Genomic DNA, 16,052 nt, shown 5'->3' with positions numbered 1-16,052 from the left:
ATCAAAGAATTTCCAGTTCAGCCTCAAGCGCACCGGCTCTTTTCATAGCCTGCAGAATAGCCATCATTTCACTGGACGTGGCACCAATACTGTTCAATGCCGCTGTCACTTCCTCAAGTGAGATAGATTCGGGCAAAAGCTTTAAAGCCCGCGAAGGTTCACTGACACTGATAGCACTGCGTTGGGTAACCTGTGTTGTACCGCCTCTGGCGAAAGGCCCTGGCTGGCTGACCTGAGGTTCTTCGTTCACAGTAACGACAAGGCTTCCGTGGGTAATCGACACAGGTCGTATACGAACATTTTCCCCTATGACAATGGTTCCAGTACGGGCATTAAAAATCACTTTTGACAGAACAGGACTACTATCCACATTCAACCCTTCAAGAGCAGACATAAAGGCTACCCGTTGGTCCGGCTCAACCGGGGTTTCTACCAGCACCTGTCGTCCATCCACAGCAGAAGCCGTACCCTGCCCAAACAGTTCATCAATCTTTTTAACGATGTTTCTGGTCTGGCGATAACTGGTTTCCTTCAGGTTGAGGGTGATTGCCGTTCTATCCTGCAGGTAGGGAATCACACTGCGTTCGATGGTGGCTCCGGAGGGAATCTGACCTGCGGTCGCAACATTGACACTGACTTTTGAACCACTGGCTCCTTCTGCCGAAACCCCACCAATAAATAACGAGCCTTGTGCAACGGCGTAAACACGCCCATCAACGCCCTTCAAAGGTGTAGCCAAAAGACTCCCACCACGTAAGCTTTTGGCATCTCCTAAAGACAAAACTGTGACATCAAGTTTTTGCCCAACACGGGCATAGGTTGGCAAGGACGCAGAAACACTCACGGCAGCAACGTTTTTCAGGCGGGGTTCAATATTGTCTGGAATCTGAACACCAAACTGGCGCAGCATGTTGATAATGGATTGGGCGGTAAAACGAGTTTGCCGAGTTTGATCTCCGGTTCCCTGCAAACCAACAACCAAACCATATCCAATCAGCTGATTGTCACGAATACCTTCGATATCCACCAAGTCAAACAGTTGTGTGGAGTAGCTTGCAAAACTCCAGAACAAACCAATCACAATAGCCAGCCACTGCATAATTTTGCTGCTCGCTCAAAAAGGGAATAACCGACTGTTCAACAGCCGACTCAGCCATCCCTGGGTATTAGCCTCGGCAAGATCACCTTTTCCTGTGTAGCTGATTTTGGCTTCAGCAAGTCTTCGGGATGACACCCGGTTGTTCGATGAAATATCCTCAGGCCGAACTACACCACTGATAAACAAAATCTCATCTCCCTGAGTCAGCCGGATTGTTTTTGTACCTTTAACAAACAGGCTGCCATTTTCCAAAACGGCCTGCACCATCACGGTGACAGAGCCCACCAGCATATTGCTCTGACCGGTTCTTCCATTCCCGGTGAACTGCCTGTCGACGACAGCGTTGCTCGTCAGTGAGTGTCCTCCTCCTAATATATGTGCACCAGTCTTTCCGAAAATCGTAGGGTCAGGTATATCAATTTCATCTGTTTTATTAATTGTCGTGTCGGCTCTTTTGCTGGAACGAGTCAACTCATCCAGTGTCACAGTAAGAATGTCACCGACACGATAGGCTTTCAGGTCATTAAACAGACGTATTGCAGAGGCTTCGCTGTATAAACTTCCCGGTGAAAGCTCTTCTGTCACCCTCACTGTATAGGGAAGCTCGTCAAGGTCGGTTTCCTGTTGAGTCAAAGGTTCAGTGGTTTGGCAACCACCCAGTAAGCAAACAGTCACCAACAGATAGCACCAGAACCATCGATACTGCCTGATAATGAGATCAGACATTACGAATCAAGTACTCCATCATATGGTCAGATGTTTCAATGGCTCTGGCATTCATCTCATAGGAGCGCTGAATCATAATCAGGTTCACCAGCTCTTCTACGGCCTCAACATTGGATGTTTCGAGAGCAAACTGGCGAATAATACCCATACCATTTTCACCGGCCACACCTTCCACCGGATCACCGCTGGCTTCTGTCTCCAGATAGATATGACCACCTTTGGGTTTTAAACCGCCGGGATTCACAAAATTCACTAACGTCAGTTGCCCAACGTTTTGCGGTTGGGATTCTCCCTGCATCGTCACACTCACAGTGCCATCTTCTGCAATAGTCACAGTTGTACCTTCTGCAGGAATGGTGATTGCAGGTTCGATAGGCAAGCCATCAGACATCACTACCACACCTTCAGAGTTCAGCTGAAGTTGACCATTACGGGTATAACCCATGGTGCCATCCGGCATCTGAACCTGAAAAAAACCCTGCCCGACAAGAGCAAGGTCCAGAGCCTGCGTGGTGGTTTGAATATTCCCGTTGGTAAACACCTTCTGCATACCATCCACTCTGGCACCTGTGCCCATCTGCAAGCCAGAGGGCAGGTTATTCTGCTGATCGACTTGAGCACCAGCCTGACGAAACTCCCGGTAAAACTGGTCAACAACCATAGCCCTGTCTTTTTTAAAGGCATAGGTACTGACATTGGCTAGATTGTTCGAGGTCGCCATCAGCTGACGATCCTGAACAGAGAGCCCAGTCTGGTTTATCCACAATGCAGGATGCATGGAGAGAAAACTCCTGAAAGATCGAAATAAAGCGGTCAGCTATTACCTTCGTGAAGCAGTTTGTCACCACTCACCGTCATATCGCTGAAGGCCGCCATCATCCTTACATTCATTTCAAACTCTCTTCCAAGAGCCAGAAAGTCCATCAGTTCAGCAACACTGTCAGTATTGGCTCCTTCCAACACACCTGAGTTAATTTCCACATCAGGATCAGAGGCTAATGCTGCATTACCCACATAACGAAACATACCGCCGGTCTGGCGCTGCAGTTGATCTTCTGGTGGGTTCACCAACATAAAACGGCCTGCTTCAACAATCTCAGACTCCTGCCCACCTCGAGGTACGATATTGATCACACCATCTGTGCCAATAGTCAGCTTGGAATATTCAGGCAATACAACCGGACCTCTCAGCCCCATAACCTGAAGGCCGCCAGCCGTAAGAACCTCACCTGTTCCAGTGACTTCCAGCTGGCCATTACGGGTCAGCATTTCCACTCCGTTGACATCAACAACCAGCCAGCCTTTTCCGGGTATAGCCACATCCAAACCCCGCCCTGTATGCTTCATGGGCCCTGGAGTAAAGTTGGTTTGACTTCGGGCAGGTAATGGCATTTGTCGGCTGTCATAGCGAGGTTGACTTTCAACCTCTGGCTGAACAGCCAACGCTTGTTGTAGTCGCTCGGCAAAGGGTATTTCCGCCTTAAAACCGGGAACAGAAACACCCGCCAAATTGGAGGCCCGCACTGCCTGAAACTGCATAATCTGATCTGCAGAGCCAGACGGCATATAAACACCAAAATCCATGCCACACCTTTTGATCGGTTAAAGGTAATTTACTCTTACAACTGATTGATCAGTGTCTGGCTCATGGTGTCTTCTGTTTTTATGGAGCGGGCATTGACCTGATAGTTACGCTGCTCCATCACAAGGTTCAGCAGCTCTTCGGTAATATCAACGTTGGATTGCTCCAGAGCACCACCTTTCACCTGCCCAGCTCCGCCTTCACCGGAAAGATTGAACATCGGTTCACCAGAGCTCAGTGATTCTGTCCAGCAATTATTGCCATAAACCGTCAGGCCAACAGTACTTGGAAAAGTCGCCACCATCACCTGCCCAAGACGCTGCCTTTCTCCGTTGCTGTACAAGGCTTCAAGAATGCCTTCGTCTCCAACAGTTACCTGATTAAGCGTGCCGGACTCCTGCCCGTTTTTATTGATATTGCTCACCGAGAAGTCATCGGCATACTGGGTGATAGAAGAAAAATCGAGGTTAACATTCATGGCCGCAGCACCATTACCCGGGGCAAGGGCGATAGTTGCCTGAGCATCTCCGGTTCCGGGATCCAGTGCGCCGGTGGAGTCAAACACCAGATTCATATAATCCGGGTCCGCCGCGTTTGTGGAGAAGTTTGTGTAAGTGGTAGCGTCATCCAGCTTATAAGCGCCAGACCATGAACTGGTCGCATCTTTGGTGAATTTTACGCCGAGGTGATGCTGGGCTCCCAGACTGTCGTAAATTGTAAACGACGTTGCCCAGTTACCTGTTACCTCATCATTAGCATCCAGATTGATGCTGGCGCTCACGGCATCTGTCGCAGAACCTTTTATATTCGATGCACCGGATTTCAGGTCTCCACGACTGGCAGCTGAAATAGTTCCATCGGCTCCAGGAAGAAAGCCCTGTAGTTTGTAACCATCCTGATTGACAACATAGCCATCTTTATCCAGCCTGAAATATCCAGAGCGGGAAAATAACTGGCTGCCATCGTTATTCAAAGTAAAGAATCCTTTCCCCTCAATCGCCAGATCAAAACTGTTGCCGGTCAGTTTTAACGCGCCCTGGGAAAACATCTGCTCCATGGCAGAGACACGCACGCCGGACATTTCCACATTAGAGCCACTGGTCTGGGCATAACTGTCACTGAGAATATTGCGGAACAGCTTGTATCCGGAAGTTTCAACATTGGCGATATTGTGGCTGGAGGTTTCCAGTCCACTTTTGGCCATTTGCAGGCCACTCAGCCCGATATAAGACATTACTCACACCTCTTAACGAACCGAACGCACTTGAGACAGCGCTACCGGAACACTGCCGTTTAAAACCAGCTGTGGCTCCACGCCCCCTTCAGGGAGCACAACACTGTGCACACTGGCCTGAATATAAGGTACGGAAACTTCACCATTTTCTCCCCGAGCCACAAGACTATAACTGCCTTTAGGAAGTGAGCTGCCAAACAGGGAAGAAAGTGTAGACGTACGAATCTCGCCAGCTTTGCCCTTCTGAATACTTTCTCCAGCCTTCACACCCAGATCATTAACCAGCGTAAGTACCAATGGGCCACCAGATTCCGGCAGGCGATAATCCACAGACAAATCAGCCGCGTTTCCCGTTAAAGAGAAAACACCGGCATCCAGCCCCACTGTTTTCCCCAGCAGATTACTGGCAAAAGACGCATTAACCGTTTGTTGCCCCTGGTTCATGGAACTCAGCAACAGACGTATGCTTTCAAGATGTTCAACATTGCTGATGGTTGCCAGCTGATTAACCATCTCAGTACTTTCCATAGGGCTTAGGGGATCCTGGTTCTTTAACTGGGCAACCAGCAATCTCATAAATGTTTGCCGGGAATCCATCTCACGACCAACCCCGACACCGGATATATTCTGGGGAGAATCTGCAGATAACACGGAAGAGACGTTCACATTCACAGGCTCACAGATTGATTAAGTCAACAACCCGATCCTGCATATGACGTCCTGTCGAAAACAGTGATACGGCGGTTTCAAAACTGCGAGCCGAAGACATCATGGCAGCCACTTGTTCAACAGTGTCTATAGCAGGATAAAACACCTGACCTTCGTCGTTTGCGAGGGGGTGATCTGGCTGATAACGGACATTAGCGGGTTTGTTGTTTTTTACTATCTCCGAAACCATTACCCCGAATGAGTTTTCTACCCGGGTTGAGGTCATCACTACATCCTGTGACTGAAAAACAGCGTTTTCACTGTTAGCTGCCACTTCAGCATTTGCCAGATTACCTGCCACAAGATTGATGCGTACATCCTGGGTAAACATGGACTGGCTGGATATTGCGTACAGCGCCTGAAAGCTCATGTTGTATTCTCGTTCCTTAGCGACCTGTAATCGCTGAAGATAATGTCATCAGCTGATGGCGAATAAATGATGTGTTCACTGCATAATCCGCCAGCGTTCGGGCGATCGTTGACTGCTCCAGTGGGACATCCACACTGTTGCCTTGAATCAGGCTCTGGAGCTGCGGGCGCTCGGTTACAACGCCATGAGCGCCGAGGTTGGGGGCTAAATGCCGAGCATTAGTTTTATTCATGGCAAGAACTTCATTATTGAAGGCAATATCAAAATCACTGGCGCGATAATGTGGTGTTTCCGAATTCACCAGATTGCTGCCATAGACGGCTACACGATCTACCTGAAGGTTCAAAAGCTCCGGATGATTCCCAAGTGCGTCAGAAAAAGAAATGGCCATAATAGCTGATACCAGTCCCCTGCCGTTTGAATAGGCTAATGAACGACAGCATAAAAATAGACAATAAAACGGTTTTCTTCCCGGAAGTTTTTTCCTCAAGAACATGACTTAAAATTCGAGTGGCACTGTCTATATCAGACCATATCAGAGGAAGGGCTAAACTTAACGGTGTTTTGGTCGAGTAAACTTGCTCCCGGTTCACGGTTCTCTTTCTATGTCGATATCTTCACTGCCGCCGGCTGCTATACAGAAAGTTGCCTCGAGTTCTGCAACACCAGAGATAAACAAACATGCGGAAGCTGTTCCTCACAAGGTTGCTGGTGCTTCTGAAACCAACACCACGGAACCCACGGCTTTAACCAAACAGTTTCAGCGGCTGAAAACCATGGGCGATACTGATAACAATCTTGTACTGCAGGCAAAGCAGAGTTGCTCGGAGAACAGCGCTGTATCATCTGAAACAATTGCCAGAGCTATTCTGAATACGGGTAGGTTATCTGATGAGTAGTGAGGCTAGTGAAACTATAGACATTGCTCTGAACTCTTTGCTGGAGCAGGTGAAACAACTGATACATGTTCTGGAAAGACAGGAGCAATGTTTAGTTACCCGGGATTCAGAAGCTTTGCAGAAAACGTCAGAGCAAAGCTTTGCCCTCAGCCAGAAGATTTCGAAGTTAACAGCAACACTGGAACAAGAGGAGTTATTTCAGACGACAAAAGCAACAGGTCATCAGGGCTGGGGGCAGGTTTTCAGGCTGGCAGCACAATGCCAAGTTCAATACTCCCGAAACATGGAACATCTGGAAGATATGTCTCAGTATTGCTCTGACTTCTCCAAGATGCTGTTCTCTGCAAAAAACACACGTTACCTGAGCAAAAACGCCTCCGAAAAAAAAGCTATTAAAGCGAGCTGCCTTCTTGTCCGCGCGTAACCCACTCCTCATTGATAACCGCCAGTCGCCTTCTTATTTTGGCTCGCCTTGTTGCTAAAACAATGGATTCCAGATGCTGAACCACTCGCTTCCTCGTTAACAATGACTCAGCCATTTCCCGACACTCCCCTTGAAGAGTACTGGCCTGCTGCAACCTCAAACTAAGGCCGGTATAGAGCAATGATTTAAACTGCCCATTATTATTCAGGGAAATTCCAGACAGTGCTTCACCTGCAGACAGTTTTAAATCCGCATCGCTCATCAACCCGGAAAGCAGATCAGAGACCATAAGCTCTCGCTCAAGGGCCGAACGTTTATCCCGCAAGGCTGCCTGATGTTGATCGAGCCATCGTGTTTGCAGACTCAGATGAAGTGCCAGCTTCTGCTGCATGCTGCGTTTTAATCTCAGGGGACGACTCATTAAAAAGCTCTCTCAGACTATTAACACTGTCTTCCATAGAAAAGCTTTCTGACATTCCCTGTTGCAGATAACCGCGCATGGTTTCCTCGAAAGCCAGGGCCTGGTCTATTTCAGGGTCATTTCCGCTCTGATAGGCACCTAACATAGTGAGCTCACGCCCCATTCGGGCTTTTTCATAGAGGTAACGAAAGCGGCTGGAAAGGGAAAGTTGTTCACTGTTGATACATGCGGTCATTGTGCGACTGACCGAAGCCGATACATCAATAGCCGGATACAACCCACTGATAGCCTGATCGTGGCTTAAGACAATATGCCCATCAAGAATAGCCCGCGCCGACTCCGCAACCGGGTCTTCACTGTCTTCACCTTCAACTAACACGGTATAGAAAGCCGAAATAGAGCCAGAATCTTCTCTGCCATTTCCTGCTCGCTCAACTAAACGGGACATCATGCTGAATGCCGATGGTGGGTAGCCTCGGGCAGATGGAGGTTCTCCCACAGCCAGAGCAATTTCTCGCTGAGCCTGTGCATAACGGGTGAGAGAGTCCATAAGCAGCAGAACATTCAATCCCTGATCTCGAAAGTATTCAGCAAACCTGTGAGCTAACAGTGCAGCACGCAGTCGCATAATGGGAGCATGGTCGGCAGGAGCCGCCACAACTATGGCTTTTTTCAGGTTATCTCTGCCAAGAATGGTTTCAACAAATTCCCTGACTTCACGCCCCCGCTCGCCAATCATCGCCACGATAATAACGTCGGCAGTCGTATTCTTGGTCATCATTCCCAGCAGCGTGCTTTTTCCAACACCGGATGGAGCAAATAAACCCAGACGCTGACCGCAACCCACAGTGAACAAACCATTGATTGAGCGCACACCCACATCCAGTGATTTTCTCACCGGATAACGATCCAAAGGGTTAATCACTGGTCCGTGAAGACGAAGAAAATTTTCACAGTTAAGAGGGCCTTTTCCATCAAGCGGGCTGGCAACACCATTCACAACACGCCCAAGAAGTTCGCTGCCAACAGGAACAGAAGCTTCACGCCCCAGAGGAATCACGCTATCCCCTGGCCCCAGACCCTCTGTGTATTCAATAGGCATCAAAAACAGGTACTGGTGATCAAATCCCACGACTTCAGCTTCAACTCTGATGCCACTGCGGCCTTTCACCAAACAACGCTGCCCGGTATCAAGCTGGCAACCTTTGGCCTTCATAGTCATACCGGCCAGCCGTACAAGTTCCCCGGTTACCTGAACGGGCGAAAGACCATTGTGTACAGCCTGCCGAGCATTTCGAACTCTTTCAAAAAGTGTGTTCCACTGTCTGTCTGTACGTTCAGACAAAGTTTCAAGGTCTGGACTCTGCATTTTTTTCCAGACTCTCTTTCATTTCTTCGAAGCAACCGTTTAATCGTGTTTCTACCCGAGCGTCAGCTGAGCCAGAACCCACCTGAATCGTGCACCCTCCAGGCGTTATTCCTTCGTCGGTTATAACTTGCCACTGTTCCGGGTATTTATCAGACAGCCGCTCCACTGTTGATTTGTCTTTGGGGTTAACAAATATCCGCAAATCCGCTTCTCTGGGCAGTAACTCCAAAGTTTCCTGTACCAGCACTTTCAGTGCAGTTGTTGATGTTTGAAGCTCTTCACGTACAACCTTTCGGCAGATACACTCCACCACCCCTGTAAGTTCAAACTCAAGCTGTTCCCAGTACTGTTTTTCCAAGCCAGATACGTGCAGCCAGAGCTGATTTAAAATAGCGAGAAGGTTTTGAGCCTCAGACTCTCCAGTCTGAAATCCATCACCATAACCAAGCCTGTAACCTTTCTCCTGACCATCCTCAAAACCAGCGGCATAACCGCTCTTTTCACCTTGTGAACATCCATGTACCTCTCCACGCCTCACACCACACCGATAACCGCGCCGGTAAGCTTTCCAGAACGCTTTTCGATAATGAATATTAACGACACCTGACGGTAAATCCGGCACCAGAGGATCCTGCTCAACCTTTGCCTCCAGCTTGGAAGCTTCTATAAAACAGTCCGGAAAGTGATAGCGCTTTAGAAGAAGGTAGCGACGACTCATTCCACAAGCTCATCATCTTTGGACTTCATCTCGATCTCATTAGCCTGGAGCATAATCAGCATGTGATCGCGAATTTCTTTACGCGCTTTATTCACGATACTCATGGGAACCCTTCCGATACCCTCAAAATCATCCCGTAAATACTCCGCAGCCCTTCGAGCCATAACAGAATAGATCAGCTCCTGAAATTCAGAAGAAGTTCCTTTCATAGAAAGAGCAATCTGTTTCTGATCAGTCTTGGAAACCACTTTACGAATAGAGTCTGGAGTCAGGCGGGATATATGCTCAAAGGAAAACATTTTCGACTCTACGCCTGCTGCCAGGTTCTCGTCTTTATTCCGCAACTGATTCATAAGATCATCAACCCGACGCTTATCCATCTGGGTGAGAACTTCTGCTGCCAGATTCTGCCCCTGAAGGGTAATAACTGTCTCCTGATGAGATTCCTTTAAAAAGTCTTCCAGAAAATCTGCTATTCGTTGCAGTGCAAGCTTTGGAAGATAATCCATACGCGACATTCGGCGTATTATTTCTGACTGGCTGCTCTCCGGCATAATTGAAAGCACATCTGCAGCCTGCTGTGGGCTTAAACAGGAAAGTATAGCCGCCTGCATCTGCACCTGTTCTTTTTTGATTACAGCTGCCAACAACTCTGGCCGTACATTTTGCAGCCCTGTAAGGCGATCACTTCCCTGACGGTCTTCCATAGAGTTCAATAATGAATCAGCATGCACCTTGCCTAATGCATTTTGCATAATCCCTTGAATATGGCTTCGGGCGTCAGTGCTGATAAACGACGTTTTAAGGTAATCCTGCTCAAACCTCTCAACAGCGTGGATAAAATCTTCAACTAACAACTGTGGAAAATTGTTGATAGCCTCGCTGATGGCTCTTATCTCTGCCGGAGCAAGACGGCGAATAATGCTGGCTGCATATTTTTCACCCAGCATAAAAATGATGGCTGCGGCTTCTCTTTGGCCACAAGCCCCCTTTGTGCTTGTGCTTGTGCTTGTGCTTGTGCTTGTGCTTGTGCTTGCGCCAGCACCTGAGTTTTTTGAACCGGGAACGTCACTCACTGATCTTCACTCTGCATCCAGTTTTTCAACACCATTGCAACTCGATCGGGTTCACTGCTGGCATAAGCCATCAGCACTCTTTTACGTGCCTCCAACTGTTCATCACTGAGAGAAGCAGGTGCACGCCCTACCATCTCGAAGCTGCTCTCATCATGGGAAGCAATCTGGGCCTGGGCTGCCGCCAGTGCTTTGGCACGAACCATTTTCCTTTTGGAACGCATTCTCACGACAAGGCCGGATAACAATAGAATCAAAGCAATAGCAGCGCCCGCTATCAGGTAAAGTCGGTCAGTATCAGCAGGCATTTTTGGCAGAGACCCGGATAGCGCAGCACTGCTTTTGGCGGGATGGAAGAATGGCATACTCTGCACTGTTACCCGATCAGACCGATCATCCCTTGCTCCAACGGCCTGTTCGATAAGGGATTGCAGGCTCATCAACTCTACCTCACTCCAGGGCTCCAATGAGCCATTCTCACCAGCCCTGTAGTCAAGCAATACGGCCACAGATAAATACAACAGGCGTCCGGGAACACGAATAACTTTATTCACCTGCCTGTTAACTTCGTAGTTGCGTACTAAAGGAGTATTCACGCCGTTAATCACAGAGCTGCCTGTTGCCTCGGTAATATCTGCTGTTGCTGATTTGTTAACAGAGCTGATGGACTCACTTCTCAGTACACCGCTTTCAGGCCCAAAATCCTCCCAGGCACTTTCTTGATTGCTAAAATCCATATCAACTGATACATCAACCCGATATCTGCCCGGCCCACTGACAGCCTCCACCAGTTTTGCTACCTGGTTTTCCAGATGTATTTCTATTTGTGACCTAACAGCAAGCTGCTGACTGGTTGCAGAAACACCTTCATCAATGTCATTGACCTCAGCACTAAGAAGCTTGCCTGACTGGTCAACAACCGCAACGGAACTACTATCCAAACCCGCCACACTTCCCGCGACAAGTTCAATGATGCCTTTGACCATAGCCCGTGAAATGGCCTCTCCCTGATAAATATCCAGAGAAACTGAAGCTCTTGAACTTGGCGTATCCCGCAGAAAACTACTCTGTTCCGGAACAGCCAGATGCACCCGAGCCAACCTAACGGCATCAATACCCTGAATTGTTCTACTCAGCTCATCTTCCAGCCCCCGTATGTAACGCGCTCGTTCGGTAAAATGGCTGACACCAAGAGAGGAGCCTTTATCAGAGCGTGATGTTTGGCCTCTAACAGGAATAACTATACCGGCCTGGGCAAGAGCCATTCTGGCTGAAGATATATCATTGGCATGCACCAGAACCTGACCGCTGTCTGGATGAAGGCGATAAGAAATACTCTCCCGCTCCAGACACTCAATGACAGCAGCAGTGTCGTAGGACTCATTACGTCCATAGAGTGCACGGTAGTCTCGATCTTGCAGCCACAACCATGAGCTGAACACTATCGCAAATAGAAGCAAGCCACCGCTCCACCATAAATATCCTGCCCGCTTAGAAGTCGTTTGTTCTCTGGAGTATTCTTTATTATCAGTAGAACGCTGCGCTTCCGTGGCAGTACCTTCTGAACCGAAAATCCCACGACCATAGGCAGATACCCGTTGCCACAACTCCGACAGTTTCCCCAAACCGATTGAAAATGCTGAAGCCATAATCAGATCTGCTGGTTAAAAAGTTCGTGGTAGCCTTCTACAAACCGGTTTCTGGCTTGCAGCAAAAATTGAAAGGACAGGCTGGCCTTCTGTATCGCCATAACAGTTCCTATCAGATCATCTGACTGTCTCTGGGAAACAGCTGCCATAGCGCTGGAAGCGTGATTCTGGTTAGAATTCACAACATTCAATGAGTGACTGAAAATTTTGGAATAACTTTGAAAGTTATTGACCGGGAACGAGTCCGTTGGGGAATATTCAGAGCCCGTATGTTCAAACAGCTGAATACGCTCAAAAGACGGAGAAATCATTGATGGAAAAGCTACATTCAAAGATTGGCTAATTTCACTCATAGTCGATAATGACGTCTCTATAAACCTTGCATTGAAAAACTCAAACTACTGCCCAATTGGTCGCTCCGCTTCAGGTTTATCTCTACCCGGCGATTAAGCTCCCGTCCCTTTCTGGTGACGTTATTTTCTGCCGGATAGCGCTGACCATGGTGACGTAGATCAAGAACCTGGGTCGGCTTTACTCCCTTGGCTATAAAATAACGATAAACAGAGTTTCCCCGTTTCTCTGATAGCAAAAGATTATCCAACCGGTAGCCAGAGCTGTCTGTATAGGCATCAATCGACATACCTACAACAGAACCATCCCATTCAAGATACTCGGCAATATCGGCCAGTTTGAGACGCTGACTGTCAGTCAGCTGTGCTCTTCCCGGCTCAAAATATAGAACTGTTTTTTTAAGCTGGTCGAAATTATAAGGAAGAAGATCAACCAGACAGTCCGTCATATTCGTCAACTGAAAAGAAAAACCCGTTGTCGGTATCTCCAGCGCCGCGATCCTTTGTTGATCTTTATCGTATATTTCCAACAGCAGCTGATAAGGACGGCACATCATGGTGATCCACTTTAGTGGATGAACATCCAAAGTGAACTGCATGCCCTGGTCGCTTTCTCTATGCTCTACACCCAGCTCCACTTCGTGATCTTTGTGATTCCAGACTTCAGGCTTCATAAAAAACCGAACCGTTCCATCGAAGTTACGAACTGAAAGAGTGTTTAACACTAACGTTGAAACCAGCCCGGCGCCGGTAACCATAGATATCTCGCCAAAGCCTTCTATATGCCGGGAAAGACGACATGCGAGCCCCCCTACCCGTTCGAAGTCCCAGTTATAATCATCAATAGGCAAACGAAATCTCGCACTATAAGTAACTGCAGCCTGCATACTGAAAACCAGCAACAGGGTACGTAAAAACAAAACATGTAAAGCCGACGATTTCATGATCTGCCAGAGAACCCTATGAAAAAGTTCGTTGACGATTTTAGTTCAACTATATTTCTCTGAAACTTGATGACCCAAGAAGTCTGTCTAACCAGATGAACGACAACTTGCATGAAAATGATTCTGCCGTCAGTGCACCCTTGAAAAAAAACAGCGGTTCTCCAGAGCCCTTTTCACTGATCAAGTCTGCACTTAGTATGCAGTCGGCCCTGCAGGCTCAACGAAATGTTTCAGAACTCTTTAGAGAAAGGGCCATAGCACCCTTTCTGGAAATGTTGGACTGTTCGATCAAAGCTTTTGATCTGGAATCTGTCGACTTTTACCAGAAAACGATTGCCCCTCTTAGCCGGAACAAACTCATATTTCAGTTCCAGATAGACAGCCAAACGTTTGGCTACCTTCTTATGGACGGCAGTGCCCCAGGAAATATGTCGGATCTTTATTATGGCGGAGAAGGCGGAGTCGACACCCAAGGCAAATCTATCAGCAAAGCTGAACACCAGCTTATCCATGATCTCGCAACAGTCATCGTGAAAACCTGGTTGAAAGCCTGGCAAACCTGGATCCCTGTTGAAGCGGCAGAATTAAAACCAGTACCGTGCTTGCCAAAGGGGTTAGATCCCCTACTTATCAGTATTTTTGCTTATCAGATGGGTAATTACAAAGGTGAAATGATAATAGCCATGCCCGCATTCTTTGTTAGCGCAGCCGTTAACCGTGATGACCGGGACGTGGTATCTGACCCTGCTGAACTTTTAAAAAACATCCAGAAAATCTCTATTCGGGTACGGGCAGAGCTGTCCCGAAAGTGGGTATCTGTTAAACAAATCAAACACCTGAAAGAGGGCGATATCCTTCCTGTCGAATGGCCTGAAACAGCCTATCTGAGATCAGGTCGCAGCCTTCTTCATACTGCCGAGCCTGCCATGCTAACGGACAAACTGGTCCTTAAGATCGTTCGCCAAAAGAATCAGGAGCTGTAAGTGTCTGACGATAAAACTGAAGTTAATGAGTTCACAGATGATCAGGCAGAAGAAAGCGAAGCAAGTGAGGTAACACGCGAAGAAGAAAGTATTGATACGCTTCTGGAAGACAGTCTTGTAGATGATCCGTTAAATGCTGAGTCTGTCAGGGATGATCAAGATAGAGAAGCGGAAAAAACTGAACGAGAAGAAACGACACCCGGGCTTCCAGACCTGTCTATTATTGGCGACATTCCTATTTTACTCACATTGGAAGTAGGCGACAAAGAGATGGCAATTTCCGAGGTTTCATCTCTTCGGGTAGGTTCCGTTGTTACCCTGCAACACAAGGAAAGCGAACCTCTGGATGTAAAAGCCAATGGTGTGCTGATTGCCAAGGGAGAAGTTGTGCTTGTGGGAGATTATTACGGTGTACGAATCCTCAGCTTGACCAAAAACCAAACCAGCGATTTCAAGCTGAGTCCTTGATATGCCATTGACGGTTTTATGGAACTTATCAACGAAAACCTGCACAGCAATTTGGGGGGGAGGACTATTACTTATTTGCCCTGTCAGTTTCGGCGCAGGAAGCTTACCATTACTTTCGATCACCAGTGGAGATGCTACCCAGGATTTCAGTGTCAGCCTTCAAATACTTTTCGTTCTAACGGCGCTGACATTTCTGCCTACGGCCTTAATGGCCATGACCAGCTTTACCCGAATACTGATTGTTCTTGCGATATTACGACAGGCTCTTGGGCTTCAGCAAACACCACCAACCCGGCTATTAATCGGATTGGCTTTAATCCTGACTCTTTTTATTATGCGCCCGGTTTTTGAAGACATTCGCGACCATGCCGTAGAGCCATACCTGAATGATCAACTGTCTTTTCAGGATTCGGTGAAAGAAGGCGTTATCCCTCTGCACAGGTTTATGCTGAACCAAACCCGCAAAGCTGACCTCGAACAATTTTTTGTTCTCAGTGGGGAGAAACCTCCAGGTAATTTATCCGACACGCCGCTGACAACACTGGTTCCAGCGTTTCTGACAAGTGAACTGAAAACCGCTTTTCAGATCGGCTTTATGATTTTTCTGCCATTTCTGGTTATCGACCTGATTATCGCCAGCATCCTGATGGCTCTGGGTATGATGATGTTGTCTCCCCTGATTATTTCTCTGCCTTTCAAACTGATGTTATTTGTTCTGGTTGATGGTTGGGGAATGACCATTGGCAGTCTTGCCAGGAGTTTTTAACGATGGAGCCAGACCTTGCTGCCGACCTGCTTACCGATGCGCTCTATCTGGTAACGAAAATTGTTGCCGTGCTGATACTGCCTGGCCTTGTGACGGGCTTAATTATCAGTATTTTTCAAGCAGCAACCCAGATCACAGAACAAACGCTCAGTTTTCTACCACGGTTGTTGATCACACTTATCAGTATGGCGCTGGCAAGCCACTGGCTGATTCAAGAGCTCAGTGACCTGTTTATACGGCTTTACACATCAATCCCTGGTTTTCTCTGA

General features: G+C 47.8%; 21 protein-coding genes. 6 read left to right on the top strand and 15 right to left on the bottom strand.

What is annotated here, in order from left to right:
• Position 1: 1 nt before the first annotated feature.
• The 8 genes from QMA35_RS10860 to QMA35_RS10825 are packed head-to-tail and all read right to left on the bottom strand — an operon-like array spanning position 2 to position 6,110.
• A complete protein-coding gene (locus QMA35_RS10860; RefSeq protein WP_281647174.1) occupies positions 2 to 1,099 on the bottom strand; it encodes a flagellar basal body P-ring protein FlgI in 1,098 nt (365 codons plus the stop codon).
• Between the two features lie 15 nt (positions 1,100 to 1,114).
• Positions 1,115 to 1,825, bottom strand: a complete 711-nt coding sequence (locus tag QMA35_RS10855) for a flagellar basal body L-ring protein FlgH (RefSeq protein ID WP_281647173.1) — start codon at positions 1,823 to 1,825, stop codon at positions 1,115 to 1,117.
• Positions 1,818 to 2,603, bottom strand: coding sequence for a flagellar basal-body rod protein FlgG (flgG, locus tag QMA35_RS10850; RefSeq protein ID WP_281647172.1), 786 nt, complete (start codon positions 2,601 to 2,603; stop codon positions 1,818 to 1,820). The genes QMA35_RS10855 and flgG overlap by 8 nt, the downstream gene beginning before the upstream one ends.
• Positions 2,604 to 2,638: 35 nt before the next feature.
• Complete coding sequence (gene flgF / locus QMA35_RS10845) at positions 2,639 to 3,409, bottom strand: flagellar basal body rod protein FlgF (protein ID WP_281647171.1); 771 nt, start codon at positions 3,407 to 3,409, stop codon at positions 2,639 to 2,641.
• 35 nt (positions 3,410 to 3,444) lie between these two features.
• Positions 3,445 to 4,641 carry a flagellar hook protein FlgE gene (locus QMA35_RS10840; protein ID WP_281647170.1) on the bottom strand — a complete coding sequence of 399 codons (1,197 nt, stop codon included), beginning with the start codon at positions 4,639 to 4,641 and terminating at the stop codon, positions 3,445 to 3,447.
• A 12-nt stretch (positions 4,642 to 4,653) separates the two neighbouring features.
• The gene (locus tag QMA35_RS10835; protein WP_281647169.1) at positions 4,654 to 5,307 is read right to left on the bottom strand and encodes a flagellar hook capping FlgD N-terminal domain-containing protein; all 654 of its coding nucleotides are present in this window, start codon (positions 5,305 to 5,307) and stop codon (positions 4,654 to 4,656) included.
• 10 nt (positions 5,308 to 5,317) lie between these two features.
• Positions 5,318 to 5,719 carry a hypothetical protein gene (locus QMA35_RS10830; protein WP_281647168.1) on the bottom strand — a complete coding sequence of 134 codons (402 nt, stop codon included), beginning with the start codon at positions 5,717 to 5,719 and terminating at the stop codon, positions 5,318 to 5,320.
• A 16-nt stretch (positions 5,720 to 5,735) separates the two neighbouring features.
• On the bottom strand, positions 5,736 to 6,110 hold the full coding sequence (locus QMA35_RS10825) for a hypothetical protein (protein ID WP_281647167.1): 375 nt from the start codon (positions 6,108 to 6,110) through the stop codon (positions 5,736 to 5,738).
• Between the two features lie 214 nt (positions 6,111 to 6,324).
• Between QMA35_RS10825 and QMA35_RS10820 the strand changes: the two genes are divergently transcribed.
• On the top strand, positions 6,325 to 6,618 hold the full coding sequence (locus QMA35_RS10820; RefSeq protein WP_281647166.1) for a hypothetical protein: 294 nt from the start codon (positions 6,325 to 6,327) through the stop codon (positions 6,616 to 6,618).
• On the top strand, positions 6,611 to 7,042 hold the full coding sequence (locus QMA35_RS10815; RefSeq protein WP_281647165.1) for a hypothetical protein: 432 nt from the start codon (positions 6,611 to 6,613) through the stop codon (positions 7,040 to 7,042). The genes QMA35_RS10820 and QMA35_RS10815 overlap by 8 nt, the downstream gene beginning before the upstream one ends.
• On the opposite strand, the gene QMA35_RS10810 is transcribed toward QMA35_RS10815, so the two are convergent.
• The 7 genes from QMA35_RS10810 to QMA35_RS10780 are packed head-to-tail and all read right to left on the bottom strand — an operon-like array spanning position 7,011 to position 13,509.
• The gene (locus QMA35_RS10810) at positions 7,011 to 7,331 is read right to left on the bottom strand and encodes a hypothetical protein (protein ID WP_281647164.1); all 321 of its coding nucleotides are present in this window, start codon (positions 7,329 to 7,331) and stop codon (positions 7,011 to 7,013) included. The two genes, QMA35_RS10815 and QMA35_RS10810, sit on opposite strands and share 32 nt — an antisense overlap.
• A 25-nt stretch (positions 7,332 to 7,356) precedes the next feature.
• On the bottom strand, positions 7,357 to 8,832 hold the full coding sequence (locus tag QMA35_RS10805; protein WP_281647163.1) for a FliI/YscN family ATPase: 1,476 nt from the start codon (positions 8,830 to 8,832) through the stop codon (positions 7,357 to 7,359).
• Positions 8,813 to 9,550, bottom strand: a complete 738-nt coding sequence (locus QMA35_RS10800) for a FliH/SctL family protein (protein ID WP_281647162.1) — start codon at positions 9,548 to 9,550, stop codon at positions 8,813 to 8,815. The genes QMA35_RS10805 and QMA35_RS10800 overlap by 20 nt, the downstream gene beginning before the upstream one ends.
• Positions 9,547 to 10,626 (bottom strand): FliG C-terminal domain-containing protein, encoded by a 1,080-nt coding sequence (locus QMA35_RS10795; RefSeq protein WP_281647161.1) that lies wholly within the window; start codon positions 10,624 to 10,626, stop codon positions 9,547 to 9,549. The genes QMA35_RS10800 and QMA35_RS10795 overlap by 4 nt, the downstream gene beginning before the upstream one ends.
• Entirely contained in the window at positions 10,623 to 12,272 is a 1,650-nt protein-coding gene (gene fliF / locus QMA35_RS10790) for a flagellar basal-body MS-ring/collar protein FliF (RefSeq protein WP_281647160.1), read from the bottom strand. Before fliF ends, QMA35_RS10795 begins: the two co-directional genes overlap by 4 nt.
• Before the next feature lie 2 nt (positions 12,273 to 12,274).
• Positions 12,275 to 12,625 carry a flagellar hook-basal body complex protein FliE gene (gene fliE, locus QMA35_RS10785; protein WP_281647159.1) on the bottom strand — a complete coding sequence of 117 codons (351 nt, stop codon included), beginning with the start codon at positions 12,623 to 12,625 and terminating at the stop codon, positions 12,275 to 12,277.
• A gap of 17 nt (positions 12,626 to 12,642) precedes the next feature.
• Positions 12,643 to 13,509, bottom strand: a complete 867-nt coding sequence (locus QMA35_RS10780) for an OmpA family protein (protein ID WP_281647158.1) — start codon at positions 13,507 to 13,509, stop codon at positions 12,643 to 12,645.
• 254 nt (positions 13,510 to 13,763) lie between these two features.
• On the opposite strand from QMA35_RS10780, the gene QMA35_RS10775 reads away from it, so the two are divergent.
• The 4 genes from QMA35_RS10775 to QMA35_RS10760 are packed head-to-tail and all read left to right on the top strand — an operon-like array spanning position 13,764 to position 16,052.
• Complete coding sequence (locus QMA35_RS10775) at positions 13,764 to 14,549, top strand: FliM/FliN family flagellar motor switch protein (protein ID WP_281647157.1); 786 nt, start codon at positions 13,764 to 13,766, stop codon at positions 14,547 to 14,549.
• Entirely contained in the window at positions 14,550 to 15,017 is a 468-nt protein-coding gene (locus QMA35_RS10770) for a FliM/FliN family flagellar motor switch protein (protein WP_281647156.1), read from the top strand. It begins immediately after the preceding gene.
• A 1-nt stretch (position 15,018) separates the two neighbouring features.
• A complete protein-coding gene (gene fliP, locus QMA35_RS10765; RefSeq protein WP_281647155.1) occupies positions 15,019 to 15,783 on the top strand; it encodes a flagellar type III secretion system pore protein FliP in 765 nt (254 codons plus the stop codon).
• Between the two features lie 2 nt (positions 15,784 to 15,785).
• On the top strand, positions 15,786 to 16,052 hold the full coding sequence (locus QMA35_RS10760; RefSeq protein WP_281647154.1) for a flagellar biosynthetic protein FliQ: 267 nt from the start codon (positions 15,786 to 15,788) through the stop codon (positions 16,050 to 16,052).

The organism is Parendozoicomonas sp. Alg238-R29 (assembly GCF_947331445.1).
GTDB lineage: Bacteria > Pseudomonadota > Gammaproteobacteria > Pseudomonadales > Endozoicomonadaceae > Sansalvadorimonas.
Note: the sequence above shows the minus strand (reverse complement) of the source record. Positions and strands in the feature narration are given on the sequence as shown.